This window comes from Adlercreutzia caecimuris B7, assembly GCF_000403355.2.
Classification (GTDB): Bacteria; Actinomycetota; Coriobacteriia; order Coriobacteriales; family Eggerthellaceae; genus Adlercreutzia; species Adlercreutzia caecimuris.
Map to the genome: position 1 here is coordinate 1,651,242 of NZ_KE159646.1, position 26,077 is coordinate 1,677,318.

The 26,077-nt window shown below is 65.4% G+C and carries 23 protein-coding genes; 9 read left to right on the forward strand and 14 right to left on the reverse strand.

What is annotated here, in order from left to right; translation table 11 throughout:
- Nucleotides 1–361 precede the first annotated feature (361 nt).
- Nucleotides 362–1,057, forward strand: a complete 696-nt coding sequence (locus tag C811_RS10625; protein WP_016309598.1) for a pentapeptide repeat-containing protein — start codon at nucleotides 362–364, stop codon at nucleotides 1,055–1,057.
- Between the two features lie 204 nt (nucleotides 1,058–1,261).
- Here C811_RS10625 and C811_RS10630 read toward each other — a convergent pair whose 3' ends face one another.
- Complete coding sequence (locus C811_RS10630) at nucleotides 1,262–2,248, reverse strand: DMT family transporter (RefSeq protein ID WP_016309599.1); 987 nt, start codon at nucleotides 2,246–2,248, stop codon at nucleotides 1,262–1,264.
- A gap of 219 nt (nucleotides 2,249–2,467) precedes the next feature.
- Here C811_RS10630 and C811_RS10635 point away from each other — a divergent pair, with 219 nt between their 5' ends.
- Nucleotides 2,468–3,355 carry a LysR family transcriptional regulator gene (locus tag C811_RS10635; protein ID WP_016309600.1) on the forward strand — a complete coding sequence of 296 codons (888 nt, stop codon included), beginning with the start codon at nucleotides 2,468–2,470 and terminating at the stop codon, nucleotides 3,353–3,355.
- 154 nt (nucleotides 3,356–3,509) lie between these two features.
- On the opposite strand, the gene C811_RS10640 is transcribed toward C811_RS10635, so the two are convergent.
- Entirely contained in the window at nucleotides 3,510–3,800 is a 291-nt protein-coding gene (locus tag C811_RS10640; protein WP_016309601.1) for a helix-turn-helix transcriptional regulator, read from the reverse strand.
- Nucleotides 3,801–4,076: 276 nt separating this feature from the next.
- On the opposite strand from C811_RS10640, the gene C811_RS10645 reads away from it, so the two are divergent.
- The 5 genes from C811_RS10645 (at nucleotide 4,077) to C811_RS10660 (ending at nucleotide 8,120) form a co-directional block, all read left to right on the forward strand.
- A complete protein-coding gene (locus tag C811_RS10645; protein WP_016309602.1) occupies nucleotides 4,077–4,451 on the forward strand; it encodes a GntR family transcriptional regulator in 375 nt (124 codons plus the stop codon).
- 37 nt (nucleotides 4,452–4,488) lie between these two features.
- A complete protein-coding gene (locus C811_RS10650) occupies nucleotides 4,489–5,373 on the forward strand; it encodes an ABC transporter ATP-binding protein (protein ID WP_016309603.1) in 885 nt (294 codons plus the stop codon).
- Nucleotides 5,370–6,074, forward strand: a complete 705-nt coding sequence (locus C811_RS10655) for an ABC-2 transporter permease (protein WP_016309604.1) — start codon at nucleotides 5,370–5,372, stop codon at nucleotides 6,072–6,074. Before C811_RS10650 ends, C811_RS10655 begins: the two co-directional genes overlap by 4 nt.
- 102 nt (nucleotides 6,075–6,176) lie before the next feature.
- Complete coding sequence (locus tag C811_RS0103485; protein ID WP_016309605.1) at nucleotides 6,177–6,653, forward strand: MarR family winged helix-turn-helix transcriptional regulator; 477 nt, start codon at nucleotides 6,177–6,179, stop codon at nucleotides 6,651–6,653.
- Nucleotides 6,654–6,761: 108 nt separating this feature from the next.
- Nucleotides 6,762–8,120: an MATE family efflux transporter gene (locus C811_RS10660; RefSeq protein WP_016309606.1), complete on the forward strand. Its 1,359-nt coding sequence runs from the start codon at nucleotides 6,762–6,764 to the stop codon at nucleotides 8,118–8,120.
- Nucleotides 8,121–8,188: 68 nt separating this feature from the next.
- On the opposite strand, the gene C811_RS10665 is transcribed toward C811_RS10660, so the two are convergent.
- The 9 genes from C811_RS10665 to C811_RS10700 form a co-directional block, all read right to left on the reverse strand.
- On the reverse strand, nucleotides 8,189–11,263 hold the full coding sequence (locus C811_RS10665) for an ABC transporter permease (protein WP_016309607.1): 3,075 nt from the start codon (nucleotides 11,261–11,263) through the stop codon (nucleotides 8,189–8,191).
- Nucleotides 11,260–11,943: an ABC transporter ATP-binding protein gene (locus C811_RS10670; protein ID WP_016309608.1), complete on the reverse strand. Its 684-nt coding sequence runs from the start codon at nucleotides 11,941–11,943 to the stop codon at nucleotides 11,260–11,262. Before C811_RS10670 ends, C811_RS10665 begins: the two co-directional genes overlap by 4 nt.
- A 161-nt stretch (nucleotides 11,944–12,104) precedes the next feature.
- Nucleotides 12,105–13,217: a sensor histidine kinase gene (locus C811_RS10675; RefSeq protein WP_016309609.1), complete on the reverse strand. Its 1,113-nt coding sequence runs from the start codon at nucleotides 13,215–13,217 to the stop codon at nucleotides 12,105–12,107.
- A gap of 1 nt (nucleotide 13,218) precedes the next feature.
- Nucleotides 13,219–13,890: a response regulator transcription factor gene (locus C811_RS10680; RefSeq protein WP_016309610.1), complete on the reverse strand. Its 672-nt coding sequence runs from the start codon at nucleotides 13,888–13,890 to the stop codon at nucleotides 13,219–13,221.
- A gap of 97 nt (nucleotides 13,891–13,987) precedes the next feature.
- Nucleotides 13,988–15,442 carry a bifunctional phosphopantothenoylcysteine decarboxylase/phosphopantothenate synthase gene (locus C811_RS17065; protein WP_016309611.1) on the reverse strand — a complete coding sequence of 485 codons (1,455 nt, stop codon included), beginning with the start codon at nucleotides 15,440–15,442 and terminating at the stop codon, nucleotides 13,988–13,990.
- Between the two features lie 32 nt (nucleotides 15,443–15,474).
- On the reverse strand, nucleotides 15,475–15,744 hold the full coding sequence (locus tag C811_RS10690; RefSeq protein ID WP_016309612.1) for a hypothetical protein: 270 nt from the start codon (nucleotides 15,742–15,744) through the stop codon (nucleotides 15,475–15,477).
- On the reverse strand, nucleotides 15,737–16,009 hold the full coding sequence (locus C811_RS15840) for a type II toxin-antitoxin system Phd/YefM family antitoxin (protein ID WP_016309613.1): 273 nt from the start codon (nucleotides 16,007–16,009) through the stop codon (nucleotides 15,737–15,739). Before C811_RS15840 ends, C811_RS10690 begins: the two co-directional genes overlap by 8 nt.
- A 191-nt stretch (nucleotides 16,010–16,200) precedes the next feature.
- On the reverse strand, nucleotides 16,201–17,121 hold the full coding sequence (locus C811_RS10695; RefSeq protein WP_016309614.1) for a 3-phosphoglycerate dehydrogenase: 921 nt from the start codon (nucleotides 17,119–17,121) through the stop codon (nucleotides 16,201–16,203).
- Nucleotides 17,122–17,243: 122 nt separating this feature from the next.
- A complete protein-coding gene (locus C811_RS10700) occupies nucleotides 17,244–17,870 on the reverse strand; it encodes a TetR/AcrR family transcriptional regulator (RefSeq protein ID WP_016309615.1) in 627 nt (208 codons plus the stop codon).
- A gap of 246 nt (nucleotides 17,871–18,116) precedes the next feature.
- On the opposite strand from C811_RS10700, the gene C811_RS10705 reads away from it, so the two are divergent.
- Nucleotides 18,117–18,557 carry an IS1096 element passenger TnpR family protein gene (locus tag C811_RS10705; RefSeq protein WP_016309616.1) on the forward strand — a complete coding sequence of 147 codons (441 nt, stop codon included), beginning with the start codon at nucleotides 18,117–18,119 and terminating at the stop codon, nucleotides 18,555–18,557.
- Here C811_RS10705 and C811_RS10710 read toward each other — a convergent pair.
- Nucleotides 18,554–19,405, reverse strand: coding sequence for a hypothetical protein (locus C811_RS10710; protein WP_016309617.1), 852 nt, complete (start codon nucleotides 19,403–19,405; stop codon nucleotides 18,554–18,556). The two genes, C811_RS10705 and C811_RS10710, sit on opposite strands and share 4 nt — an antisense overlap.
- Before the next feature lie 8 nt (nucleotides 19,406–19,413).
- A complete protein-coding gene (locus C811_RS10715) occupies nucleotides 19,414–20,109 on the reverse strand; it encodes a SanA/YdcF family protein (RefSeq protein ID WP_016309618.1) in 696 nt (231 codons plus the stop codon).
- Between the two features lie 186 nt (nucleotides 20,110–20,295).
- Here C811_RS10715 and C811_RS10720 point away from each other — a divergent pair, with 186 nt between their 5' ends.
- Nucleotides 20,296–23,046, forward strand: coding sequence for a PAS domain-containing hybrid sensor histidine kinase/response regulator (locus C811_RS10720; RefSeq protein WP_016309619.1), 2,751 nt, complete (start codon nucleotides 20,296–20,298; stop codon nucleotides 23,044–23,046).
- A gap of 104 nt (nucleotides 23,047–23,150) precedes the next feature.
- On the opposite strand, the gene leuS is transcribed toward C811_RS10720, so the two are convergent.
- Nucleotides 23,151–25,724 (reverse strand): leucine--tRNA ligase, encoded by a 2,574-nt coding sequence (leuS, locus tag C811_RS10725; protein WP_016309620.1) that lies wholly within the window; start codon nucleotides 25,722–25,724, stop codon nucleotides 23,151–23,153.
- Nucleotides 25,725–26,077: the final 353 nt, after the last annotated feature.

A 26,077-nucleotide genomic window follows, 5' to 3' on the forward strand; every position in this document is an offset into this window, starting at 1 on the left:
CGCAGGCGACCTTTCAAGTCATCTCGTTCCAGCCGTTTCTACACTGATCGTTTTTTGTTTCCGAAGAGCCGTTTTCTGTGCAGTAAACGCCGCGAGATAGATATCCTGGCTGAAGCTCTCTGCCATGTCGCCCTACCGGACAATTCTGACCTGGAAAAACTCAGAAGCCTTCAACAAGAGCTTTGCCTCTTCGGCGTTTCCCAGCCCGACGATGTCTATCTCGCGGCGTTTACTGCACAAGATTCCGCTTTTCAGATACAAAGGGGCTCCGAGCGCGACTGCACGATCGCCCATCGAAGGCCCCCGATCAGCTCCGCAACCCGTAGTACAATGGCGGCACCTCCCCAACGAAAGGATGCCCATGGCCACGCTTCCCGATACCGTGCAGACCGCCTTCGACCGCGCTGCAGCCCAGCGCGCGCTCGTGCTGCCGACCATTCCCGAAGAGCTGCGCGCCCTGGAGGCCGACGAGCTGCTCGACGGCGCGACCGAGCCCCTCGAGGCCATCGACGCCCGCGACCTCATCATCGCCGACGGCAACTTCTCGGAACTGGAGGCGAGCCACGCCCGCTTCACCAACTGCTTCCTATCCTGCTGCGACTTCTCCGGCGCGCTTTTCACCGATACGGTATTCGAGGAATGCGACTTCGCCAACACCTACTTTGACAGCGCCGGATTCACCCGCTGCACCTTCAAGAACTGCAAGCTTACCGGCGCGTCGTTCATGGAGGCGAACCTGGAGCAGGTGGCTTTCACCGACTGCACGCTGGCCTATAGCGCCCAGAACCGCTGCCGCTGGTGGGGTATGGAGGCCACCCGTTGCGACTTCTCCGGCGCCGACATGACCGAGATGGAGCTGCACTATGTGCTGCTCGACGACGACCGCTTCATCGGCACGAGCTTCTTCCGCACGCCACTGCTCGGCATCGACTTCACCACCTGCCAGCTGGAAGGCGTGGCGCTGTCGGACACCATGGCGGAAATCTACGGCACGAAAATGAACGTGTATCAGGCCGCCGCCCTCGCCCGGCGCTTGGGAGTGATCGTCGCGGAATAGAAAAGGGCGCCGCCGTCCCGATCCGACAACGGCACCCCATGGCAAACCCCAGCGATACCCCCCCAAACCCGCAATTCCAAAAGCCTGCGCGGCGCCGCGGGCGACCGCCCAATCGAACATGCCGAGCTCCGCATACGCGCAAATGGGAAGCGGCCAGCTGAAGCGACCGTCCTTCTGCGGCCGCCGCGATGCGACGCGGGCCCTCTAAGCGGCCATGCGGTCTTCGCGCACCCGGCGCACGAAGAGGCGCGGACGTACCACGCGGCGCGGCAGACGCGTCGGCACCGGAGCTGCCTCGTGGGCCGGTGCGTCTGCACGGCCGTCCACGTAGGTGGCGGCCACCACCGTGCCCACGATGAGCATCGCGCCCGCCAGGCCCATCGGCGAGAGGATCTCGCCCAAGAACAGATAGGCGAACAGTGCCGTGAACACCGGCTCGCCCGTCAGCAGCAGCGACACCGTGGTGGAGGAAAGCCTATCGAGCGCCAGGCTCTGCAGGAAGAACGCCAGGCAGGTGGAGAACAGGGCGAGAAACGCGATGATGCCCCAGGCCACCGGACGCACCGCCGCCACGTTCAGCGCCGGCTCCCACAGAAGCGCGCAACCCAGACACAGCGCGAAAGCCACCGCTATCTGCGTACCAGCCACGGTGACGGCGTCCAGCTCGACCAGCGCCTGCTTGCCGAACACGAGCGCCCCGGCCAGCGCCACCGACGAGGCCAGCGCGAACAGCTCGCCCGCGCCGACAGCCAAGCTGCCGCCCTGGCTGCACAGCAGGTAGAGCCCCGCGGCCACGCCCACTTGGAAGGGAATGATGGCTTTCGGGTAGCGTCCGCGCTCCGCCAGCGTAGAGAGGATGGGTGCGAACACCACCGGCAGCGCCACGAGGAAGCCCACGTTGGTAGCCGTGGTCAGGTCGAGGGCCACGTTGCAGCACAGATACGACACCGCCATGCACAGCGCCTGGGGCAGCCAGGTGCGCACACGCACCCCGTGCAGGCGCCGTGCCATGCGACGGCCGAAGAAGAGGGCGAACACCGCAGTGGCGAGCCCGAAGCGCACGGCCAAACACCACAAAGGCGTGATGGACTCGTAGGCGAACTTCGTCACGGCGCTTCCCGATCCGAAGATGACCACCTCGATGAGCACGAAGGCCACGAACGGCCACCGCGCCTGCTTCCACTGGCTCATGATGCCTCCTCTCGCTTCCCGTGGTGCGCAGCCGGGGCTCCGGCCGCGCACCCTCCTCAAAGCGCACAATACCAAGCCCCCGCAGGGGCGCCTTTTCTTTGAATTTGGAGCGATTGACATACTAAGTTCCGCCTTAATGAAAGTAAAACGGGACTTCTTGTAAAACTTTTAAAGAAAGTCTTATACTTGTGCACGTGCACGACGAAAGGGGGCCGTCCCGTGTCCAATCAGAAATACGATGCGTTCATTACCGTGGCGCGCCGGGGAAGTTTCAAGGCGGCAGCCGAGGAATTGGGCTATACCCAGGCCGGTATCAGCTATTTGGTGAACGCACTGGAAAAGGAGCTGAACCTCACGCTGTTCGTGCGCGAGTACGGCGGGGTGCACCTCACGACCGAGGGGCGCGAGGTGCTCGGCCTTGTGCAGACGATCAACGCCGATGAGCACGCGCTCGCCACCCGCGTGCGCGAGCTGAACGACCGGGAAGGGGGCCTCGTGCGCGTCGGCTCGTTCACGAGCGTAGCCATCGAGTGGTTCCCCGGCATTGCCAAGGCGTTTCTCGCCCAGTATCCGAAGATCGACCTGAAGCTTCTGTGCATCGACGACGAGCAGGAGCTCGTGGAAGCAGCCTGGGAGGGCCGGGCCGACTGCGCGTTTTCCATCGCCCCCGAGCGGCGCGACCTGGACGCAGCGCCCCTGCACACCGACCCGCTCCTCGTAGTGCTGCCGCCCGACCATCCGCTGGCAAAAGCCGAAGTCTTCCCCACCGAAGCTTTGGCAAGCGAGCCCTACATCCAGCTCCAGGGCAACGCGCGCCCCTCGGAGATGGAGGCGCTCTTCGAGGCCAACGGGGTGGAGCCCAACGTGCGCTTCACCGTGGACTCCGATTACGCGGTGATGTCCATGGTGAGCGCGGGGCTGGGCTTTTCCGTCCTGCCGAGCCTCATCTTGAGCCGCCCCTTGTTCCCCTTGGCCGTGCTGCCGGCCGAGCGCGAGTGCGCCCGCAACATCTCGCTGGCCGTCCGCTCGCGAAGCACTGCCTCGGCCGCCACCCGCGCCTTCGTGGAAGTGGCCCGCGCCTGGGTGGCCGAGCGCTACGGCGCCTAAGGAGCGCACCGATCGCAGCAGCATGCTGCCCCACGCGCCCGGCCCCCCCTGCGCACGCCCGGCGCCCGTGCACGCTCGCCGGCGCTCTCGCACGCCCGGCCCCCTGCGCGCTGCCGGCGCCGCATGCGCCGCGCCGGCAGTGCGCAGGTCTCGACTAGATTTCGACGATCATCACCTTCATGTTGGCGTTGCGGAAGATGGGGCGAATGTAGTCCGGGTCGTTCAGCTCGGGCAGCACCTGCTGCAGGGCAAGGTAGATATCGGCCGAGGGGGCACGGCTCGCATCCTCGAGCGCATAGATGGTGCGCTCCGAGATCTTCATGCCCGTGCGCTCCTCCACCGCCTCCACCAACCGCTTGCCCCGGCTATACCCGTTGGCAAGGCGAGCCGCCTTCAGAATCGTGCCGTAGGCCTCCCAGTCGATGACGCTATTCGTTTTTGCCACGGATGCTCCTCCGCTCAAATAGATGATTGTTGTTACCCAGTGTAGCTCTTCTTGAATTATCGTACAAGAATAGTTTCGGCGAGTTTCGCCAATCCCCTTGACGAGTGTATATAGGTGTGTATATACTGTGCTTATAGGGTATATACACTATTCACGCTTTCCGCGATGACGGGACGCCGGCACGGGAAAGCCGAACAGGGAAACGCCCCTTCCCGCCTCAGGCAACCAGCGCAGTTTGCCGATGCGGAAAAGGGCACGACCTGGGAAAGAGGACCTTTGGACATCATCATAGCGAACGGAAGCAGCGAGCCCATCTACGAGCAGATCGCCCGCCAGATCAAGGGGGCCATCATGGCCGGTGAGCTGGCCGAAGGCGACCCGCTGCCCTCCATCCGCGCCCTGGCCAACGATTTGCGCATCAGCGTCATCACCACCAAGCGGGCCTACGCGGAACTGGAGGAAGCCGGCTTCATCGACACGGTGCAGGGCAAGGGCTCTTTCGTTGCCGGCGGCAACCTGGAGCTTTTGCGCGAGGAGCGCCTCCGCCAAGTGGAGACCCACCTCACCCGCGCCGCGACCGAGGCGGCTGCGGCGGGCATCGGCCCTGCCGATTTGCACGCCATGCTGGACTTGCTGTTGGAGGAAGACTGACCCGCGGGCCGCAAGCGGCCCCGAACGAGGAGACATCATGACCAACCTCATCGACATAGAGAACCTGGGCAAGCGCTACGACGACTTCGCACTTGCCGGCGTGAACCTGGCCGTGGAACCGGGGTGCGTCGTGGGATTTATCGGCTCCAATGGCGCCGGCAAGACCACCACCCTGAAGGCGGCTTTGGGGCTCATCGCCCCTGACGAGGGCACCGTGCGCCTGTTCGGACAGGCCGTCACGCCCGGCTCGTCGGCCCTCGACGACCTGAAGAGCCGTATCGGCGTGGTACTGGACACCTGCGCCTTCCCGAGCACCTGCCGCGTGGGCGACGCGGGCCTCATCGGGCGCGCGGCCTATGCCACGTGGGACGCATCCCACTTCAGCCGTCTCCTGAGCACCTTCGGGCTGTCCCCCAAGAAGAAGGTGAGCGAGCTGTCGCGCGGCATGGGCATGAAGCTGACGTTGGCCTTCGCCCTGGCCCACCATCCCGAGCTGCTCGTGCTGGACGAGGCCACGGCAGGGCTCGACCCCATAGCCCGCGACGAGGTGCTCGATATTCTGCGCGACTTCGTGGCCGAGGGCGATCGCGGCATCCTCATGTCCACCCACATCACCTCCGACCTGGAGAAGATCGCCGACGAGATCGTCTGCGTGGACAACGGCGCCATCGTGTTCACCTCCCCGAAAGACGTCATCACCGACGAGGCCGGCGTGGCCCGCTGCCGCGCTGCCGAGGTGGAGACGCTCCTGGCCAGCGGCGTTGTGGCCCCCGGCGCAGCCCACGTGATGCGGCACGATTACGGCACAGACGTGCTCGTGCCCGACCGCTTCGCTGTCGCCCGCGCCTTCCCCGACCTGGTGGTGGACAAAGCTACTATCGAAGATTACATGACGCTGACCCTGAAGGGGGAATCCCGATGAAAACCATGATCGTATCCGACTTCGCCGCCCTGCGCAGCGCGCTTTTGCAACTTGTCGGCATCTGCCTGGTCGTCAGCCTGTTCATGAGCTACGTGATGGGGGCCGTGGGCACCTCTGCCGCCATCGGCGCCATGATACCGTTCATGTGCCTGTTCTCGCTGGCTGCCTTAGACGAGCAGAACGGCTGGGAACGCTTCCGCCTCACGCTGCCCATCACGCGCCGCCAGGTGGTGTTCGGCCGCTACGCCAGCGTTGCCATCGCCACGGTGCTCGCTTTCGTTTTCTCCCTGGCGCTCTCCTTCGCGCTGCTGGCCGTGATGGGCCTGCTGCCCGCCGCCTGGGTGCCCGAAAGCCTCGCGCCCGCCGAGAACCCGCCGGCCGCCATCGTGGGCGCCACGGCGGGCTCCGTGGGCATCGTCATGATTGCCATGGTCGTGGCGCTGCCGCTCATCATGCGCTTCGGCATGACCAAGGCCGCCCGCATTGTGCCCCTCGTCGTGGTGATCGTCATCGCCGGTTGCGTGAGTTTCTTCGACGCCGATTATCTGTTCGCCAACGGCCTCGTGAGCGATCTCGTCGCGTGGCTCGACACCGGCAGCAACTACCTCGTCGCCGCTGGCGCGACCTTGGCCGCCGTCGCCATCCTCTACATCGCCAGCGCCTTCCTATCCGCCAAGCTCTACGAGGGACGGGAGTTCTAAGCCCCTTCTGAAAACCTTGTGAATCTCTTGCTTTGGTCTGATTTCGGACTATACTAGCGAACTCGTTAGTCCGAAATCAGACCATTTCTTTTGAGGGAACCTATGATCGCCGCATCGAAGACCAGCACCGCTCCCACCCCGGAGCGCACCGCCGAGACCATCCGCGCCATCGACGACTTCTACCGCCGTGCTGACGAGCTGTACCGCCAGACCGCCTGGCGCATGGGCCTGGCCGACTGCGCCTTCGACATCCTGTACGCCCTCATGGAGGAAGACGGCCTCACCCAGAAGCAACTATGCGAGCGAGGATTCTCCTCGAAGCAGACCGTGCACTCGTCGGTGAAGCGTCTGCAGGCCAAGGGGCTCATCGCCTTGCGCGGGGACAGCCCCCGCACCATGCGCGCCTTCCTCACCGAGCGCGGCCGCAGCGAGTACGCGGAGCCCATCCGCGCGGTGCTCGCCGCCGAGCGCGACGCCGTGGCCATCTTCAGCGACGAGGAGCAGCGCTGGCTCACGGAGGCCATGGCGCGCTACATAGACGCGCTCGACACGAGGCTGTCGGCCCTCTCCTTCCGCTAGCCGGCGCCCGCCCGTTCGCTCGGGGCCCGCCGAGCGCCCGATCCGCACCCCGCTCGCCGGCCCTGGCACCCCCCTCCGCACCATCGCACTATTCTGAAAGGTTTTCCCATGTCCGTGGATATGTCCAAGCACTTCTCCACCAGCGCCCTCATCAAATTCACGCTGCCCACCATCGCCATGATGATCTTCACCTCGTGCTACACCATCGTGGACGGCTTCTTCGTGTCGAACTACGCGGGCAAGACGGCCCTGGCTGCCGTGAACCTCATCCTGCCGCCCGTGATGATGCTCGCCTCCTTCGGCATGATGATCGGCACCGGCGGCAGCGCGCTCGTGGCCAAGACCCTGGGCGAGGGCGATAATGCCCGCGCCCGGCGCCACTTCTCGCTGCTCATCATCTTCGCCTTCGTGCTGGGCAGCGTGCTGGCCGTGGGCGGCTGGTTCTTCATGGAACCCACCGCGGCCGTGCTCGGCGCCACCGGGCAAATGGCCAAAGACGCCACGCTCTACGGGCGCATGATGATGATCTCCATGCCGTTTTTCATCCTGCAGTACGCCTTCCAGAGCTTCTTCGTCACAGCGGGCAAGCCCAAGTACGGCTTCTACGTCATCGTGGTGGCCGGGGTGACGAACATCGTGCTCGACTTCCTGTTCGTGGGCCTGTTCGGCTGGGGACTGGTGGGCGCGGCCCTGGCCACCAACATCGGCGAGCTCATCGGCGGCGGCATCCCGCTCGTGTACTTCGCGCGCAAGCGCTCCACGCCCCTGTACTTCGTGCGCCCGCACCTGCGCTGGCCCGTCATCGGGAAGGCCTGCGCCAACGGCTCCTCGGAGATGGTCACCAATATCGCCATGAGTATGGTGGGCATCCTGTACAACTGGCAGCTGCTGCGCTTCATCGGCGAGGACGGCGTGGCGGCCTACGGCGTCATCATGTACACGGCCATGGTGTTCGCGGCGGTGTTCATGGGCTACTCCATCGGCTCGTCGCCGCTTATGAGCTTCCAGTACGGAGCGCAGAACCACACCGAGATGCGCTCGCTTCTGTGGAAGAGCCTGGGGCTCATCGCCGTGGCCAGCGTGGTGATGTTCCTGCTCGGCCAAACCCTCGCAGCGCCCCTGTCGGCCATCTTCGTCAGCTACGACGCCGCCCTGCTGGAGCTGACCGCCAAGGCCTACCGCCTGTACGCGCTGTGCTTCTTGTTCATGGGATTCGCCATCTACGCCTCGGCCTTCTTCACGGCGCTCAACAACGGCCTGGTCTCGGCGCTCATCTCGTTTCTGCGCACCCTGGTCTTCCAGGTGGCGGCCGTCATCGTGCTGCCGATGCTGTTCGGCATCGACGGCATCTGGCTGTCGGTCACCATAGGAGACGCGCTCACCTGCCTAGTGGCCGCCACGCTCATGATCGCCCTTTCCGGCCGCTACGGCTACCGCAAGCGAGGAGAGAAGCCGGCAGCAGCATAGAGGCAGCTGCCGGCTCGGGGCCCGGGCGGCACGCTCGCGGCTGCCGCCCGCATAGCCGCAATGGACTCCTACACGCTGTCCATGCGCAGGGCCTCCACGACGTTGTCGGCCTTGCAGCGGTGCATGCCGTAGGCCACCGAGATGCCCACGGCCGCCGCGGTCATGGCGAAGGCCAGGGCCACATAGGCCCAGGGCACCATGAAGGAAAGGCCCGACAGTGAGCCGGACACCGCCACCCACAGCAGCCAGGACACCAAAAGCGACAGCAGCACACCCGGCACGAGGCCTCGAGCGCACCAGGCCACGCACTCGTCCACGATCATGGCGCGGAACTGGCGGTTGGAAAGCCCCACCGACCGCATGACGGCGAACTCGCGGCGGCGCAGGATGAGCCCGTTGGTCACCGTGTTGAACACATTGGCCATGGCGATGAGCGCCAGAATCACCGTGAACAGCAGGCAGAACACGTTGACGACCATGGCCAGCGTCTGATTGCTGGCAACATCACCCGCATAGTCGTTCATGGCGAGGAACGCCACCTCGAAGGGAGCCTCGTCGTGGAAGAAGGTGCCCGCCGCGTTCACCAAGTCGTCCCCCACCTCGCCCGAACGGCCCTCTGGCGCGTCGAAGGAGGCGCGGAAGGTGGGGTCGATGATACCGAGGCTGTGGGTGGCCGCCAGGGACATGGGCACAATGAGCTGCACCGATTCTCCGTACATGCCCACCAGCTCGGGAGCCTCGTCCAGCACAGCGACAACCTCTACAGGGGTCGTGGCCGTCTCCACATCGGCCGGATCGAGGTTGCGCGTCATCCCGCCGTCAGCCCCATCAGGCTCGAACACGTAGGGCACAAAGTCGAAGCCCGCGCCGTTCGCGCCGTCTGCCTCATAGGCCACGGCGAACCCAGACACGACCTCGCCCTCGCAGAGGCCGGCTGTCAGCGCCTGCACCGTGCCCGTAGCCGTAAGCACGTCGAGCAGCTCGTACACGGCGCCGTTGTTCCCATAGGCCTTCCCCACCCCCAGAGCCCGCGGCTCAGTCGGGTCGCGGAAGTCGGCGGGGTTCAGCCCCGCGTCGGCAACGCAGCGGTCGAACGCCGCGTCTTCCAAGTACACCACCGATCCCATCACGGCAAAGGAGCCGTCGGCCATCTGCCCCCCGTGCAGGGCCCCATCGGCCTTGAAGGCATCGCCGACCATGGCCTCGGGCACGATAAGGGACACACCCCCATCCAGACGCCAGCCCACCGGCTCGGCATCCGGCGTCGTCTTCAGCACCTCCCAGGCCTTTCCGTAGACCGCGGCCTCTTCGGCGAAGCGGGCGTTACGGGCCTCGACCACGGCCTCCAAGGTGAGGGAATCGCCGTTGGCCTGGGCGCTCGCATCCACGCCAGCAGCGCCAGCGTCCGCGCCCTCGGCTCCGGGCGCATTGCCAGCCGCGTCCGCGCCCTCGGTCCCATCCCCGCCCGGCACCGTATCGTCCGAAAACATCGCCACCACGCCCACATCGCCCGCATCAACCGGGCCACCGGCCACCTTCGTCAGCGTCCCCAAAAACGTGGACAACGATCCGGCCGTCATGAGCAGCACGATGGCCAGGGCCAGCGATACCGAAGCGACCATGCCCTTCGACGCGCCACGCTTCTCGTTGATGCGCGCCAGAAGGCCGCCCATGCCGAACACGCGCCCGGCGATGCCGCGGCCGCGCCACAGCTTGGCCGGGTTGGCCGCCCGCGCCGCTCGCGCCGCCCCGCGTTTGGAAGCCCGGGCCGACTGGTTGCCGCGCAGCGCATCGATGACGTTCACCCGGCTCGCCCGCCAAGCGGGCACGAACACGCTGAACAGCACTGTGGCTACCGTGAGGCCGGCCGCCACCGCCAGAGCCCACGGCGCCACCGACAGGTTGAAGCCCACCTCGGCCGCGCCGAAGATCGTGGCCAGCGACGGGCCGAGGGCCGCAAATGTCACCGCACAGCCGCCGATGCCCACCACAAGCCCCAGCGGCACGCCGATGGCCGCCACGATAAGCGCCTCCAGCGCCACGGCCCGACGCAGCTGCCGGCGCGAGGCCCCCACCGAGGCCAAAAGCCCGAACTGGCCGGTGCGCTCGGCCACGGAAATGGCGAAGGCGTTGTAGATGAGCGACACGCAGGCCACGATGATGACCACGGCCAGCACCGCCGCGATATTGAAGAACGTGTCCCAAATGGCACCGTCGGTGCGCACGCCCATATAGCGCAAAAGCCCCATGTGCAACTCGGCATAGCGGTCGGGGAAGGCCTCTTCGATGCGCTGTTCCACCGCGGCCGTGCTGTCCACGCCGGCCATGGTCACATAGGCCCGATTCAGCCCCGTCAATTCATCGTCCGGAGAATCGCAGGTGAAGGCCGTCATGCCGTAGCCGTGAGAGGCGACATAGGGAATATTGTCGTAGAATCCCACCACCGTATAGGTGCGCTCGCCCGTAACGCGCAGCTCCTCGTTGAAGATGCCGCCGTCGAGGGCGGCATCCAAATACCCTATGGACGAATCAAGCACGGTGCCCTCAGCGATCTCGTCCTCGGCAGCCTCCATCCCGCCGACGAAACCGCCGCTCGCCGGCACCTCGCCGTGGGTCATCGAGCCAGTGCGCCCCGGAGCGAGCACCGCCACGCGCTCGCCTACGGGCACCGTGATAGTGTCGCCCACCTCCACGCCGTCGCCGGCGGTGCGCCACGTATCGAAGAGCATGATCTCGCCGGCCTTCTCGGGCAAGCGCCCCTCGCTCGGCCGCAGGGAGCACAGCGTTTCTATGTCGCCCGAGAAATCCGCAAGGCGAAGATACCGGCCGAAGGAGTTCTGCTGCTGTTCGGTAAGCTCGCCGAACCCGGCGTCGCGCAGGTAGGCGACATCGTTGACCTGCCCTGCAGCCTGGGCCTCCTGCGCCTGTGCAGCCAGACCGTCGAAGTCGTCACCCTGCACCTCGGCCATCCAGGTGCCAGCTATGCGCGTCTCGGCTTCGTAGAGCATGGCCTGCAAGCTCGTGTAGCTGGTGAGCACCGCCGTCAGCAGCGCCGCCGCCAGTACCACACCGGCAATGGTCACCAGCGTGCGCACCTTGTTGGCCCGCAGGCTCTTGATGGTGAAGGTGGTCATGGCGTTCATCGGCGGATCCTCTCATCGCGCACGATGCGGCCGTCCTCCACGGCGATGATGCGATCGGCGGCCAGGGCGATCTCCTCGTCATGGGTGATCACCACCATGGTCTGGCCGAAGTCGCGGTTGGAGTCGCGCAACAGCTGCATGATCTCGCGGCTGTTGGCCGTGTCCAGATTGCCCGTGGGCTCATCGGCCAGCACCACGGCCGGCGCATTCATGAGGGCTCGTCCGATGGCCACGCGCTGCTGCTGACCGCCCGACAGCTGGCGCGGCAGATGTCCCTCGCGGCCGCGCAGACCCAGCCGGTCCAGCAGGCCGCCCAGACGGTCCTGGTTCACGGTGCGGCCGTCCAGAGCCACGGGCAGCGTCATGTTCTCCACCACGTTCAGCACGGGCACCAGGTTGTAGAACTGGTACACCAGGCCCACCTCGCGGCGGCGGAACACCGCCAGCTCCTCATCGCTGCGCGCGTACACATCGGCGCCGTTCAGCAGCACATGGCCCGACGTGGGCCGATCCACCCCGCCGATGAGGTGCAGCAACGTCGACTTGCCCGAGCCCGACGACCCCACGATGGCCACGAACTCGCCTTCGGTCACGGAAAACGACACATCGTCCAAGGCCCGCGTGGCCGCCTCGCCCTCCCCGTAGATCTTCGTCAAGTGGCTGACGGTGAGAATATCCATACCGAATGCCTTTCTTCTCCTGATTTCCCAATCTACGGAACAGTATGGGCAAGCCCCCTTGCCGCCCCATAACGCGCCCATTACGGAAGTGTAAGCGAAAAGCACGGCGAATCGGAGGGGCCGCACGCACCCAACCACGAGGGGGCGCAGACGAGAAGCCCCTACACCACCAGCTTCGGGAAGGCGATTTCGAAGCGGGCGCCGCCCTCGGGATTGTTGACGGCCCGCAGCGTGCCGCCCTGAGCCGAGATGAGGGCCTGGGCCAGGGAAAGGCCGATACCGAAGCCGGCAGGCTGGCGCACCTCATCGACAACAGCCGCAGCCACGGACGGGTGCGCTCCGGCAGCGCCGGTGCCCCTGCTGCCTTCCCCGCCCTGAAGGCCGTTCGCGTTCCTTGAATCTTCCGCACCCCGAGCCCCCTCGTCGCGACCGCGGTAGAAGCGCTCGAAGATGTGGGGCAGATCCTCCGCGGCGATGCCAGGGCCCGTGTCGCTCACCGCCAAGGTGGTAGCCAGGGCGTCCTCCCGCACGGTCACGGTCACCGTGCCGCCGGCGGGGGTGTGTTCCATGCAGTTCTTCACGATGTTCTCCACCGCCTCGACGCTCCACGGGGCATCGCCGACAAAGGTGGCAGCCTCATCCAGGTCGAGCACCAGGTTCACGGCGCGCAGGTCCATGGCCGTGGCCAAGGGCCCCACGGCCCGGCGGGCCACCTCGCCGGCGCGCACCTCGCGCCGCTCCACATGCATGGCACCCGCATCCACCTTGGCGATCTTCAGCAGCGTGGTCACGAGCCACGACACCTGGTCAAGCATCCCCTCCAGCTCGCGCACGAGGCGACGGCGCTCCCGCCCGTCGTCGGTGCGCTCGATGAGGGGCAGCATGAGGCCGATGGCCGTCAGCGGCGTGCGAATCTGATGGGACACATCGGCCAGGGCGTCGGCCAGGGCGTTGCGCTCGTGGGACAACTGGTCACGCGTGCGCCCCAGACGCGCAACCATCTTCGCCAGCTCGCTCGTCAGAATAGCCACGTCGCCCTCGCGGCACGTGGAGAAGTCCACCCGTCGGCCGCCGTGCAGCACCTCGTCGATCTCGGCCGCCAGGCGCATGATCTGGCGATGGCGGTACAGCGAGATGCCACAGAAAAGCCCGAGAGACACCAGCCCCATGGCCACCACCCACAGCTTCGCATCGGTCGGGGCCAGCCACGCCAGCACCGCGCAGAGGGCCGCCAGCACCGCCGCCTGGCGCAGCAGCGTAGAGAGGGAGCCCACCCTATGCCCCCACCTTGTAGCCGAGCCCGCGCACCGTCACGATGATCTGCGGATCGGACGGGTCAGCCTCCACCTTCTCGCGCAAGCGCTTGATGTACACGTTCAGGGCGTTGTCCGACACGTACTCGCCGGCGCTGTCCCAAATGGCATCGCGCAGCATCTCGCGGGTAACGAGCTTGCCCTTGTGCTGCAAGAAGTAGAGGAGCAGCCGGTATTCCAGGGCCGAGAGGAACACCTCGGCGCCACCCCGGGTCACGGCGCCGGAACTCACATCCAGCCGCACATCGCCCACAGTCAGCACGTTGTCGGCGGGGCTCGCACGCCGCAGGGCCCCGCGCATGCGCGAGACCAGCTCCCGGGCGCGGAAGGGCTTGGCGATGTAGTCGACGGCCCCCATGTCCAGACCGGCCACGGTGGAGTACTCGTCGTCGGAGGCAGTCAGAAAGATGACCGGCATGTCCGGCGCCACTTCCCGGGCGGCAGCGCACACGGCGAACCCGTTGCCCTGGGCCAGAGTCACGTCCAAAAGCGCGATGTCGAAGCTCTCGGCGGCCAGGCGGCCGCAGGCCCCGTCCTGGGTTGCCTCGGCAACCACCGAGAACCCCTCGTCGGCCAGCAGCTCCGACAGCGTGCGCACGATGGCGCCGTCGTCTTCCACCAAAAGCACGCGCATAATGCCCCTTTCTCGTTCGGGCACCATCATAGCGAAAGCGCCCCAGCTGCGGGACGCTTTCGCGAAAAACCTGGGGTTGCTTACGGAAGCGTAATGGCTAGGCCAGATGGGCCGCCACCACTTCCACGAGACGACCGGCCACAGCGGCCTTGCTCATAAGGGGCAGAAGCACCTCGTCGTCGGCCGTGACCAGCCACACCTCATCGTCGTCGGTGCCGAAGGCGAGCCCATCGCCCACCTGGTTGGCCACGATCATGTCGGCGTTCTTCTTCACAAGCTTGGCGTGGGCGTTCATGAGCACGTCGTTGGTCTCGGCGGCAAAGCCCACCACGTACTGGTCGGCGCGCTTGCCCGCAGCCAGGGTAGCCAGAATGTCGGGGTTCTCCGTGAGGGGCACGTTGGCCAGCGCCTCATCGTCGTGGCCCTTCTTCAGCTTGCGATCGGCCGGATTCGCCGGACGCAGGTCGGCCACAGCCGCCGCGAAGATAGCGGCGTCGGCGGCAGGGAACACCTCGGAGGCGGCGGCCAGCATGTCGCGGGCCGTCTTCACCGGCACCACGTCCACACCGGCGGGCGCCGCGCAGGCCACCGGCCCCGACACGAGCACCACGCGCGCTCCGGCGGCCGCCGCGGCCTCGGCGATGGCGTAACCCATCTTGCCCGAAGAGTAGTTGGAGATGTAACGCACCGCATCGATGGGCTCCACCGTGGGGCCCGCCGTCACGAGCACCGTGCGCCCGGCCAGGGCGCCGGCAGGCATGGCAGCCGCGCCATCGGCGACGGCACCGGGCTGAGGCGCACCCGCAACACCGGAAGTCGCGGCGTTCGCAGCAGCACAGGGCGCGGTGGCGGCCGCGTCGTCGGGATCGGTCTCAACCCCCGCAGGCACATCCGCCTCTTCCGCGGGAGCTGCCGTCTCGCGGGCCGCGTTCACCTGCTCGAGCACTGCCGTGAAGGGAATCTCACCATGCTGCTCGCAGGCCCCGCGCAGAGCGTCCAGCCCCACGCGCTCGGCCAGAAGCGCCAGGGTCTCGCGCACCACGATGGCGGGGTCGGCCAAGCGTCCCCGTCCCACATCGCCGCAGGCCAGATAGCCCGCATCCCCCTCGATGAAGAGCACGCCGCGCGAGCGCAGCGTGGCCATGTTCGCCTGGGTGGCCGCGGCCTCGTACATATGCACATTGGCCGCCGGCGCGATGGCCAACGTCGCGGTCGTCGCCAGGGCCGTAGTGGACAGCAGATCATCGGCAATGCCGCAGGCCACCTTCGCCATCACGTTGGCCGTGCAGGGCGCGATGAGGAACACATCGCACTCCTGGGCCAGCGAAATGTGGTGGATGGGGTCGCTCGGATCGTCGAACAGCCCCACGGCCACTTTCTCGTGGGTCAGCGCCCGGAAAGTTACCGGATCCACGAAATGGGTGCCGTGCTCGGTCATGACCACCTTCACCCGCACGCCCGCTTTCTGCAGCCCGCGCACGATCTCGCAGGCCTTATAGGCCGCAATACATCCGGTCACACCCACCAAAACACAAGGGCGCTCCATGCTCATACCAACCTCCAAAAAATGATTTTCCCGCTATTTCAACGAGCCTGTCGCTGAAAAACAAGGGTATAGACGTACACCGTATCGAGAGCATCGAAATACTCGTAGAAAATATCGAAGGGATCGACGACCATCTTAAGGACACCTTCCCCAAACTCTACTTGGATCATCCGGGGAATATTCCGCGAGCCAATGGAGGGAACAGCCTCGATGATATCCAAGGTGTCGTAGATTTTCTGATCCACTCGCGCAGAGGCCACTCGGGAGAGCTCCCGGGCGAACCGCGGCGAGTAAACCATCTTAGTCATGCTGGGCTCGCAGTTCGGCAACCGTCTTGCGAAGAGCATCGGTGCCTTCGATGCCAAGACCCGACGCGATCTGCTCGCGACCTTCGAGAATGCCGCTCCGCACCAGCTCAACATAGTCAGCATCCACCTCATCGGCGGGCGCAATCACCACCCAAGGCTTCGAGTTCTTGAACACCGTCACACGCTCCCCCGTCTCGCTTACCGCCGAGGCAATGCGTGAGAAATTAGTTCGAGCCTCTGCTGCCGTAGCCGTCAACACTGTCATTGCAGCCTCCTTTACTAGACTAGAAGAAATTGTAGCGTAAATTCAAGCGTAAATATAGTGTCTATACTCTTCTGCCACCGTTCTGAAGTCGCAAGAAGCCATAAGAAAAGGGGGCAGCCCGAAGACTGCCCCAACCTCAGACCGTCAACAGGCGAGAGGAAGCTCCCCGCACCGCCCGTCGTGCGAGCTCGCTACATATTCACGCAGTGGATCTTCTCGCCGCGCTCCAGGTAGGCCATGAGCTCTTCCACAGCCATCTTGGCGCAGTTGTCCTCGGCCTCGGCGGTAGAGGCGCCCAGGTGCGGGATGACGATGGCGCGCTCCATCTTCACCACGGCCGGGTTGGCGAAGTCGGTCACATAGGCGGACACCTTGCCGCTCTCCAGGGCGGCGGCCATGGCCTCATCGTCCACGAGCACGTCGCGGGAGAAGTTCAGGAACACCACGCCGTCCTTCATCTGCGCCAGGGCCTCGCCGTTGATCATCATCTTCGTGGCGGGCAGCGCCGGCACGTGGATGGTGATGAAGTCGCAGACCGGGTACAGCTTGGCCAGGTCGTCGGCGAACTCCACCGTGGGGGAAACCTTCTCGTGCACGGTGATGCCGTCCATGGCCGGATCGTAGCCGATGACCTTCATGCCCAGCGCCTCGGCGGCCTGGGCCACCTTGGCGCCGATGGCCCCCAGGCCGATGACGCCCAGCGTCTTGCCCATGATCTCACCGCCGGCGAACTGCTTCTTGGCCTTCTCGGCGGACTTGCCCACGTTCTCGTCGTCGGCGTTGGCGCGCACCCACTCCACACCGCCGATGATGTCGCGGCTCGCCAGCAGCATGCCCGCGAGCACGAGCTCCTTCACGGCGTTGGCGTTGGCCCCCGGCGTGTTGAACACGGCGATGCCGGCCTCGGCGAACTTGTCGAGCGGGATGTTGTTCACTCCAGCACCCGCGCGGGCCACGGCCTTCAGGTTTGCGGGAATGTCCATGACGTGCATGTCGGCGGAGCGCACCAGAATGGCGTCGGCCTCTTCCACGTTATCGGTCAGCTCGTACTCGTCGGTGAGCAGGGCCAGGCCCTCAGGCGAGATGTTGTTCAGGCAGTGGATCTTGTACATGGGGCGCTCCTTCTCGAAAGCTCGGGCATTCCGGGATCACTTGCCGTCCCAGCATACCGCGATTTTGCCGAGCGCCCGATTACCCCGCGCCCGTGCGGGTCAAATGCGCGCGTATGCGGCGCTCAAGAGACCGGCGGCACGTTCGCGTGGTGCACGAAGTCGCAGATACGGGCCACGAAACGCTGCCGCTGCGACAGGAAATCGCCCCGGGTTTCCCCCTCGCCGATATAGTAGAGCGTGGTAGTGAGCACCATGCCCACAAGTGCCACGGCCTCGAAGGCCGGATCGAGCTCGGAGCGCACCGTGCCCTCGCGCTGGCCGCGCACGAGCTGGGCCTGCAACAAGGTCAGCAGGCGCTGCTCGTGACCGCGCATCGCCTCGGACCAGGCGCGACCCGGGCGCCACAGCTCGGCCACAAAGAACCGACCGAAAGAGGGGTTCTCGAAGATAACCGAGGCAAACACCTCGATCATGGAGATGAGCGCCTCGGTGGCCGTGGGCGCATCTTCGGCAATCACCCCGAATGACACGATAAGGTCGCCGATGCCCTCGACGAGAATGCTCTCGGCGATATCGGCCTTGCTCGAGAAGTGGTAATAGGCCACGCCCTTGGAAACACCGGCTACCTCCACGATGCGATCCACCGTAGCCTCGGCATATCCGCGCTCGGCAATGACGGCGAGAGCCGCATCTAGAAGCTGGCGGCGCGTGGCATCGGCCTTGGTCGTCTTCTTTTTCCGTTCCGCCACGCTCGTCCTTTCGAGGTTGTCTTCTTATTTTCCCGATTATACCCGTCGATGTCGCAGCCGCATCGCACAGCCCGCTCCTCATGAAATACCCCGATTCCATGACTTGTTGACTCAACATAAACAACCGATAATCCCCTGATAATCACCGTATTTTTTCATGATTTCAACCGTCGCGCATCAAGACGGAACAGGAATTGCTACAATGCGCGCCACAGCCATTGTCGACCACGGGGAAAGGCGCAGGCCATGGCGGCGAAAATTATCAAGTTTCCGGTCGATCCGCGCATAAAGGCTCAGGGGACGCCGCGCGCGGCCGAAAAGAGCATCCCGCTCGATCTTGCCATCGAGCTTATCGACACCAAACCGGCGCTCCTTCGGAACGCCCGCGTGTATTCCGACGACTCCCTCGCCGATCTGCACCAGGTCATTGCCGGCCTGTTCGGCTGGGACGGTAGCCACAACTACTTCTTCAGCCATGGCAGCAACCGCTACGAGGATCCCGAGCTGTTCCGCATCAACGACTCCACCGCGGCCCGATGCCGCAAGATATACCGGGCCTGCGACGTACCCGTAGGCAACGTCCTCATCGGCCGCGACGCGCCGCTCTTCTATATCTACAACCTGGGAAACTGCTGGGAGCTGCGCATCTCGCTGTGCAACGAGGCGTCTCTCAAGCAGTTCGGCTAGGCATCCGCACTGCTCCGAGCATCCAGACTGCCCAGCGGGATCGACCGGCCCTGGCGGCAAAAGGCGCACCGACCCGCAAGCGACGGCGGGGCCTTGCGCACGACAATTTTGCGAATGCGCAGCCCGAGACGCCGGGCGCGGTCGCGAATGGCATCGCCGAAGACGGCGACGAGACGCTCGATACCCTCGACGTCGTCCACATACAAGGTGAGCCAGTAGCCTTTCTGGCCGCTGCGGCGCTCGTCGCGGCGCGAGCCGTCGGCCCGCGGCTCGCGAAGCAGCACCTCGTCCAGCGCCGCCCCCCGCACCTTCTCCAAAAGCGCCCAGGCCCGCTCAGTGTCCTCGAAGACAAGACAGACAGCGCATTTCACGATATCGAGCCCACGGGAGGCCTCCTCCTCGCGATGCCGGGCCGCCCAGGGGGCCGCCACGACAGCCTCGTCCGCCCCATCCCCGGACAGCTCGGGAAACAGCTTGCGCGTGCGCATGTCCCACTTGGCAGGAAGAAAACGCAGGTCGTCGACGGATAGCCCCTCGGCATTCAGCGCCTGGAGCAGCACCGATTGCCACGCATCCACCTCCGTACGCGCCGCGGCGTCATCGAGGTAGATGCCGAACACCCACCAATCGCGATGGCGATCGGGGCCCTTGCGGGGCCGCTCGTCCTTCGCGATGTAGATACCGTTGGTGTGGGCCAGCACGAAACGCGCCACCTCCGGGCGGTTGCGCCACGTGCGCTCCACCGCAGCCCGGTAGCGCTCCTTGTTGCGGGCGCGCTTCAGCGCCGCCGCGGCCTCGGGCGGCAGATTTCGAGCAAACTGGCTCAGTTCCGAAAATACGCTCGGCATGGGGCCTCCTAGGTCGTGTCGCCGGAATCGAGCAGCGACACCACCTCGCCGTCGGTTTCCACAGGCAGGCGCAGCAGAGCTGCGAAGAAGTCCTTGGTGCGGGCCATAACCTCGCGCGCACTGTACATCCGCTGGTTGTCGTAGGCGCCTTTGTCGCAGGCCACACCCCAAACCTGCATACCCAGGCAGTTGGCGGTGAACATAGCGCGGTAGAGATGGTATGCCTGGGTGGCCACCACGATGCGCTCGGCACCGAAGACGTGGCGAGCGCGGTACATCGACTCGTAGGTGTTCAGGCCGCCATGATCCACGTACACATCCTCGCTCGGAACGCCCGCCTCAACGCAGAAGGCCTTCATGGCATCCGACTCGTTGTAGTGGGTCGAGCGGTTGTCTCCGCTCACGATAACAGCCCGCACGGCGCCCGCGCGGTACAAGTCCACGGCCACTTCCAGGCGGTCGGCCAGGATATCGCTCGGAGTACCGTCGGCATGCACGCTCGCGCCGAGCACCACCACGGCATCGGCGGGGTCGTCCTCCAAAAGCTCGGCGGTCTGCGCCACAGTGTGCACGTTGCCGCGCGTCGAACCCACGGTAATCGCGTTCGCAGCTGCTACAACCAGAATGCCGACAAGAGCCGCAAAGGCCACGACCCGCAGCACGCGAACCGTAAACGATGGGCGGCGAGCGCTTTCGCGGGACACGGAACACCTCCTGAGCGGCAACAAGGACAAGGAAGGTTCACTATAGCAAATTTAGGCTGCGATGAGCGTCTTCGCTAAAATGCGCAGATAAACTTGGCATCAAACTTGGTATACTACGATGAATGAAACGTTGCCCTCTCGTAACGTTGCCGTAATCTGCCGGGCGTATTCTAAAGGACACGCGTCATGTACCACTGCCCTGTTCATATCTGCCTCGTCGGAGTGGCCGACGGGTTCGCGTCGGTGGCCGAGGCCGCCAAGCCCCGCCCCTCCTTCTCGCACCGCTTCCGCCGACTCGAAGCGCCCGATACGGCCGCCATGGCCGAAGCTGACGCGCTATTCGTGGACGTGACCGGCCATGATGCGCTCGCCTGGGTCCGCAAGGCCCTGGAGGCGAAGAAGCCGCGGACCTGCATCGTCATCATCGCCGCCCGCGAGCAGATCGACGAGCTGGCGCCGCTGCTCGACCACATCCACGATATCTGGGTGGCGCCGCTTTCCGCCCGCGAGCTCTCCTACCGTTTCGAGCGCTGGCTCGATCGCTGCAAGCGCGATGCCGACGCCTGGCGCGACAACCAGTATCTGGAGGCCACCATCAACTCCATTCCGTCGCTGGTGTGGTACAAATCGAAGGACGGCATCCACCACAAGGTCAACGACGCCTTCTGCGCCACGGTGAACAAGGCCAAAGACGACGTGCAGGGCCGCGGCCACGCCTATATCTGGGATGTCGAGGCCGACGATCCGGCCTGCATCGAGTCGGAGCGCCAGGTGATGGAAAGCGAGTCCACCATCGTCTCGGAGGAGACGGTGCAGACCAGCGACGGCATCCGCCTGCTCACCACCTACAAGTCGCCCCTGTACAACATCGACGGCGCCGTTATGGGCACCGTGGGCGTGGGCATAGACGTCACCCAGGAGCGCGCCTTCGAGAACGAGATCGTCGAGAAGAACCGCACCCTGGAGACCATCTTCACCACCATGGAATGCGGCGTGATCACCCATTCCTTCGATGGCAGTCGCCTGATCGGCGTGAACCAGGCCGCCTTGAGAATTCTCGGCTACGAATCCGAGGAGAGCCTCATGGAGCACGGCTTCGATATGGTAGCCCCCTCGGTGCTGCCCGAAGACGCCCAGCGACTGCGCGCAAGCATCGCCCTGCTGAAAAACGTCGGCGACTCGGTGTCTACCGAGTACCGCGTGCGCCACGAGAACGGCGACATCCTGCACGTGCTCGGCAACGTGAAGCTCATCGAGAGCGACGGGGAGCTTCTGTTCCAGCGCTTCCTTCTGGATTACACCGACAGGAAGCTGGAGGAGGTGCAGAAGGAGCGCTACCAGAAGGAGCTCATCCACGCGCTCTCGGAGGACTACCTCATCGTGTGCTCGTTCAACCTGGATACCGGCGAGGGCATGCCGCTGCGCGTGAGCGGCGACGAGATGCGCCACCTCGACGAGCTGTTCGCCGGACCCCTGCAGCTGGAATCCTGCATTGGAGCCTACCTGGAGAGCGCCGTGCACGAGGACGATCGCGCCACCATGCGCGAGACGCTGTCCGCCGACTACCTGCGCGAAGTGCTGGCCGAGACCACGCGCACCCACGTGAACTACCGTATCGTTCGCGACGCCGAGATGGAGTACTGCCAAGCCACGGCCGTGCGCACCGGCGATTGGAAGGAGGGCCACGATATCGTGCTCGGCTTCCGCAGCGTTGATGCGCAGACGCGCGACGAGGTGAAGAAGCGGGCGCTTCTGGAAGAGGCCCTGCAGGCGGCGAACAAGGCCAACGCCGCCAAAAGCGCCTTCCTCTCGAACATGTCCCACGACATCCGCACGCCCATGAACGCCATCGTGGGCTTCACCACCTTGGCCGGCAGCCGCATCGACCAGCCGGAGCGCGTGCGCGAGTACCTCGACAAGATCCAGTCGTCGTCCGCCCACCTGCTCAGCCTCATCAACGACATCTTGGACATGAGCCGCATCGAAAGCGGCAAGGTATCGCTCGACGAGCAGCCTTGCAGCCTCATCACCCTGCTGGACGACCTCTACAGCATCATCCAGGCCGAGGCGAGCGCACGCCAGCTGTATCTGACCATCGACACCGGGGGCATTGCCCACGCCGACGTGTGCTGCGACAAGCTGCGCATCAACCAGATCCTGCTGAACCTGCTGGGCAATTCGCTGAAATTCACGAATCCGGGCGGGTTCATCCGCGTAGCCGTCGACGAGCTGACCGGAGCGCCGGCCGGCTGCGGCCGCTACCGCTTCACCGTGTCCGATACGGGCATCGGCATGGCCCCCGAGTTCGTGGATCACATCTTCGACCCCTTCGAGCGCGAGCGCACGAGCACCATCAGCGGCATCCAGGGCACGGGCCTGGGCATGTCTATCACGAAGAACCTGGTGGACATGATGCACGGCACGATCACCGTGGAAAGCGAAAAGGACCGCGGCACGACATTCACCATTGAGCTGCTGCTCGCCTTGGACGCAAGAGGCACGCAGGCGGCGCGGGCCCAGGCCGAACGGGCCGCCCGCACCCGCTCCCACGCCATGCGCGGCAGCCATTTGCTGCTTGTGGACGACAATGACCTGAACCGCGAGATAGCCATCACGCTTCTGGAAGACGAGGGCTTCACGGTGGAGTATGCCGTGGACGGCCAGGAGGCAGTGGATCTGCTGAAGGCATCTGGCGCCGACCATTTCCAGCTGGTGCTCATGGACGTGCAGATGCCGGTCATGAACGGCTACGAGGCCACGCGCGCCGTCCGCGCTCTGGAAGACGAGCGCTTGGCGCACATTCCCATCCTGGCCATGACCGCCGACGCCTTCGAGGAAGATCGTCAAAAGGCCCTGCGCTGCGGCATGGACGGGCATCTGACCAAGCCCATCGAAATCGACAAGCTCTTCGAGGCCCTGGACACGATGCTCGGCTGATCCCCAAGCCCTCGTTCGACAAGGATCCTGTCAGACGTAAGAAGGCGCCCGGATGCTGAGCATCGCGAGCGCCTTCACGTGTGTTGCCTGTCCAGCAGCGGCTCCTACACCGCCACGATGTTCACGAGGCGGCCGGGCACGTACACTTCCTTCTTCACCGCCTTGCCCTCGATGGCGTCGGCCACGGCCTCGCGGGCGGCGGCCAGCACGTCGGCCTCGGGGGTGTCGGCGGCCACCATGATGCGGGCGCGCAGCTTGCCGCAGATCTGCACGGCCAGCTCCACCTCGTCGGCGCGGGCCTGCTCGGGGTCGAACGTGGGCCACGGCTCGCCGTAGAGGAAGCCCTCGCGGCCGAGGGCCTCCCGCCACAGCTCATCGGTGATATGCGGCGCGATGGGGGCCATGAGCTTCACGAGGGTCTCGGCCACATCGGCGTCGAGCGCCCGATGGTCGGGGCAGGCGGCGCGGGTGTCGGGGCTGAAGGCGCGCAGGTACTCGCCAGCGGCGTTGGACAGCTCCATGATGGCGGCGATGGCGGTGTTGAAGTTGTTGCGCTCGATGTCGGCGCTCACCTTCTGCACCACGCGATGGCGCTCGCGCACAAGCTTTTTCGCCGCGGCCACGGCCGCCTCGTCGGACGGTTTCTGCTGGAACAGCGTCTCATCGCCGGCCTTGCCCGCCAGGTCGTGCACCTGGCGCCACAGGCGGTTCAGGAACTTGTACATGCCCGGCAGGCCGTCGTCGTTCCACAGCTTCTCCTTCTCGGGCGGCCCGAGGAACAGCGTGTAGGTGCGCACCGCGTCGGCGCCGTACTCGGCGATGATGGCCTCGGGCGAGACCACGTTGCCCTTGGATTTGCTCATCACCTCGCCGTGGGCATCGAGCACCATGCCCTGGCACAGCAGGTTCGTGAAGGGCTCGTCGAAGTCGAGCATCCCTAAATCGCGCAGGACCTTCGTGAAGAAGCGGCTGTAGAGCAGATGCAGGATGGCATGCTCGATGCCGCCGATGTACTGGTCCACGGGCATCCAGGCGTTGGCCTTCGCCGGATCGAAGGGGCCGTGCTCGTTGTGCGGGTCGGTGTAGCGCATGTAGTACCAGCTGGAGCACGTGAAGGTGTCCATGGTGTCGGTCTCGCGCCGGGCAGGCTTCCCGCACACCGGGCAGGTGCACTCGGCAAAGCCCGCGTGGGTGGCGAGCGTCTCGCCGGCGGCCAGGTCGATGTCCTCGGGCAGACGCACGGGCAGATCCTCCTCGGGCACCGGCACCACGCCGCACGCCTCGCAGTGGATGGCGGGAATGGGGTTGCCCCAGTAGCGCTGGCGGGAGATGAGCCAATCGCGCAGGCGGAACTCCACGGTGCGCTTGCCGCGGCCTGCCTCCTCCAGGGCGGCCACGATGGCAGCCTCGCCCTCGGAGTGCTTGCCGCCGGCCATGCCGGTGTAGGGGCCCGACTGCACGAGGGTGCCCTCGGCGGCGTAGGCCTCCGGCCAGTCCACCTCGGTCACCACGCGGTTCTGCTCGTCTTTCAACGACGGGTACAGCGGATCGTCCTCGGAAAGGATGATGGGGATGATGGGCAGGTCGTACTTGCGAGCGAACTCGAAGTCGCGCGTGTCACCGCAGGGCACGGCCATCACGGCGCCGGTGCCGTAGTCGGCCACGATGTAGTCGGCCACCCACACGGGCACCTTTTCGCCGTTGATGGGGTTCACCACGTAGCGGCCCGTGAAGGCGCCGTGCTTCTCGTGGTCGCCCTGGGCCCGCTGCACGGCGGTCACCTTCTTGGCGGCCTCCACGAGCTCCATGACGGGCTGCTCGTATTCCGTGCCGGCCACCAGCTGGGGCACCAGCTTGCTCTCGGGGGCCAGCAAGAAGAAGCTACACCCGAACAGCGTGTCGGCGCGAGTGGTGAACACGGTGATGATGTCGTCTTCAGTCGGCTCGGCCGGAGCGTTCCCGTCCGCATCGCACAGGATGAAGTCCACATTGGCGCCCTCGGAGCGGCCGATCCAGTTGGCCTGCTGCTGCTTCACGCGCTCGGGCCAACCGGTGAGCTGGTCCAGGTCGTCCAGCAGCTCCTGGGCGTAATCGGTGATCTTGTAGTACCACTGGGTGAGATCGCGTTTCTCCACCTCGGAGTCGCAGCGCCAGCAGCGCCCCTCGATGACCTGCTCGTTGGCGAGCACCGTGGCGCAGCTCGGGCACCAGTTCACCGGGCTGTTGCGGCGCTCCACCAACCCGCGCTCCCAGAACTTCAGGAAGATCCACTGGCCCCAGCGGTAGTACTCGGGGTCGCAGGCCACCACCTTGCGGTCCCAGTCGTAGGAAAATCCCATGCGCGTGAAGCTCTTGCGCTGGGTCTCGATGTTCTGGTAGGTCCACAGGGCCGGATGGCTGTGATGCTTCACCGCGGCATTCTCGGCGGGCAGGCCGAAGGCGTCCCAGCCCATGGGATGCAGCACGTCGAAGCCCTGCATCTTCGCGTAACGGGCCGCCACGTCGCCGTAGGTGTAGTTGCTCGCGTGGCCCATGTGCATGTCGCCGGAGGGGTACGGGAACATCTCCAACACGTACTTCTTCGGCGCGTCGGAGTTCTCCGGCACGCAAAACAGGCCCGCTTCCTCCCAGGCAAGCTGGAGGCGCGGCTCGATCTCATGGGGATTGTAGGCTTTCATGGCTCTCCCTCGAATGCTCGCGGCTTGCTCGGCCGGGCCCGCAGACGCCCGCATCGGCCCGTGCCCCCGCACCGACCGCGCCCGTCGCCCGCTCCCGACCGCGAATTGATTGCCCCATTATAGCCGTGATTTTCCCCAAAGGAAGGCCCGCGCCCGCCTGGAGAGCTTTCCCCGCCTGGAGAGCGGCGTTCTAGCAATGCAAGCGGGGGCTTCCGCAAACCCGAACGGAGAAGAGGGCCGGGGCCTCCTATAATCGGAGCAGGCACATGCCGCCAGCGCGACCGCTCCGGCCCTGCCCATAGAGGCCATCGCCATGGACGGCATAAGTGACCTTTTATGGAAGGCGCGGCGTC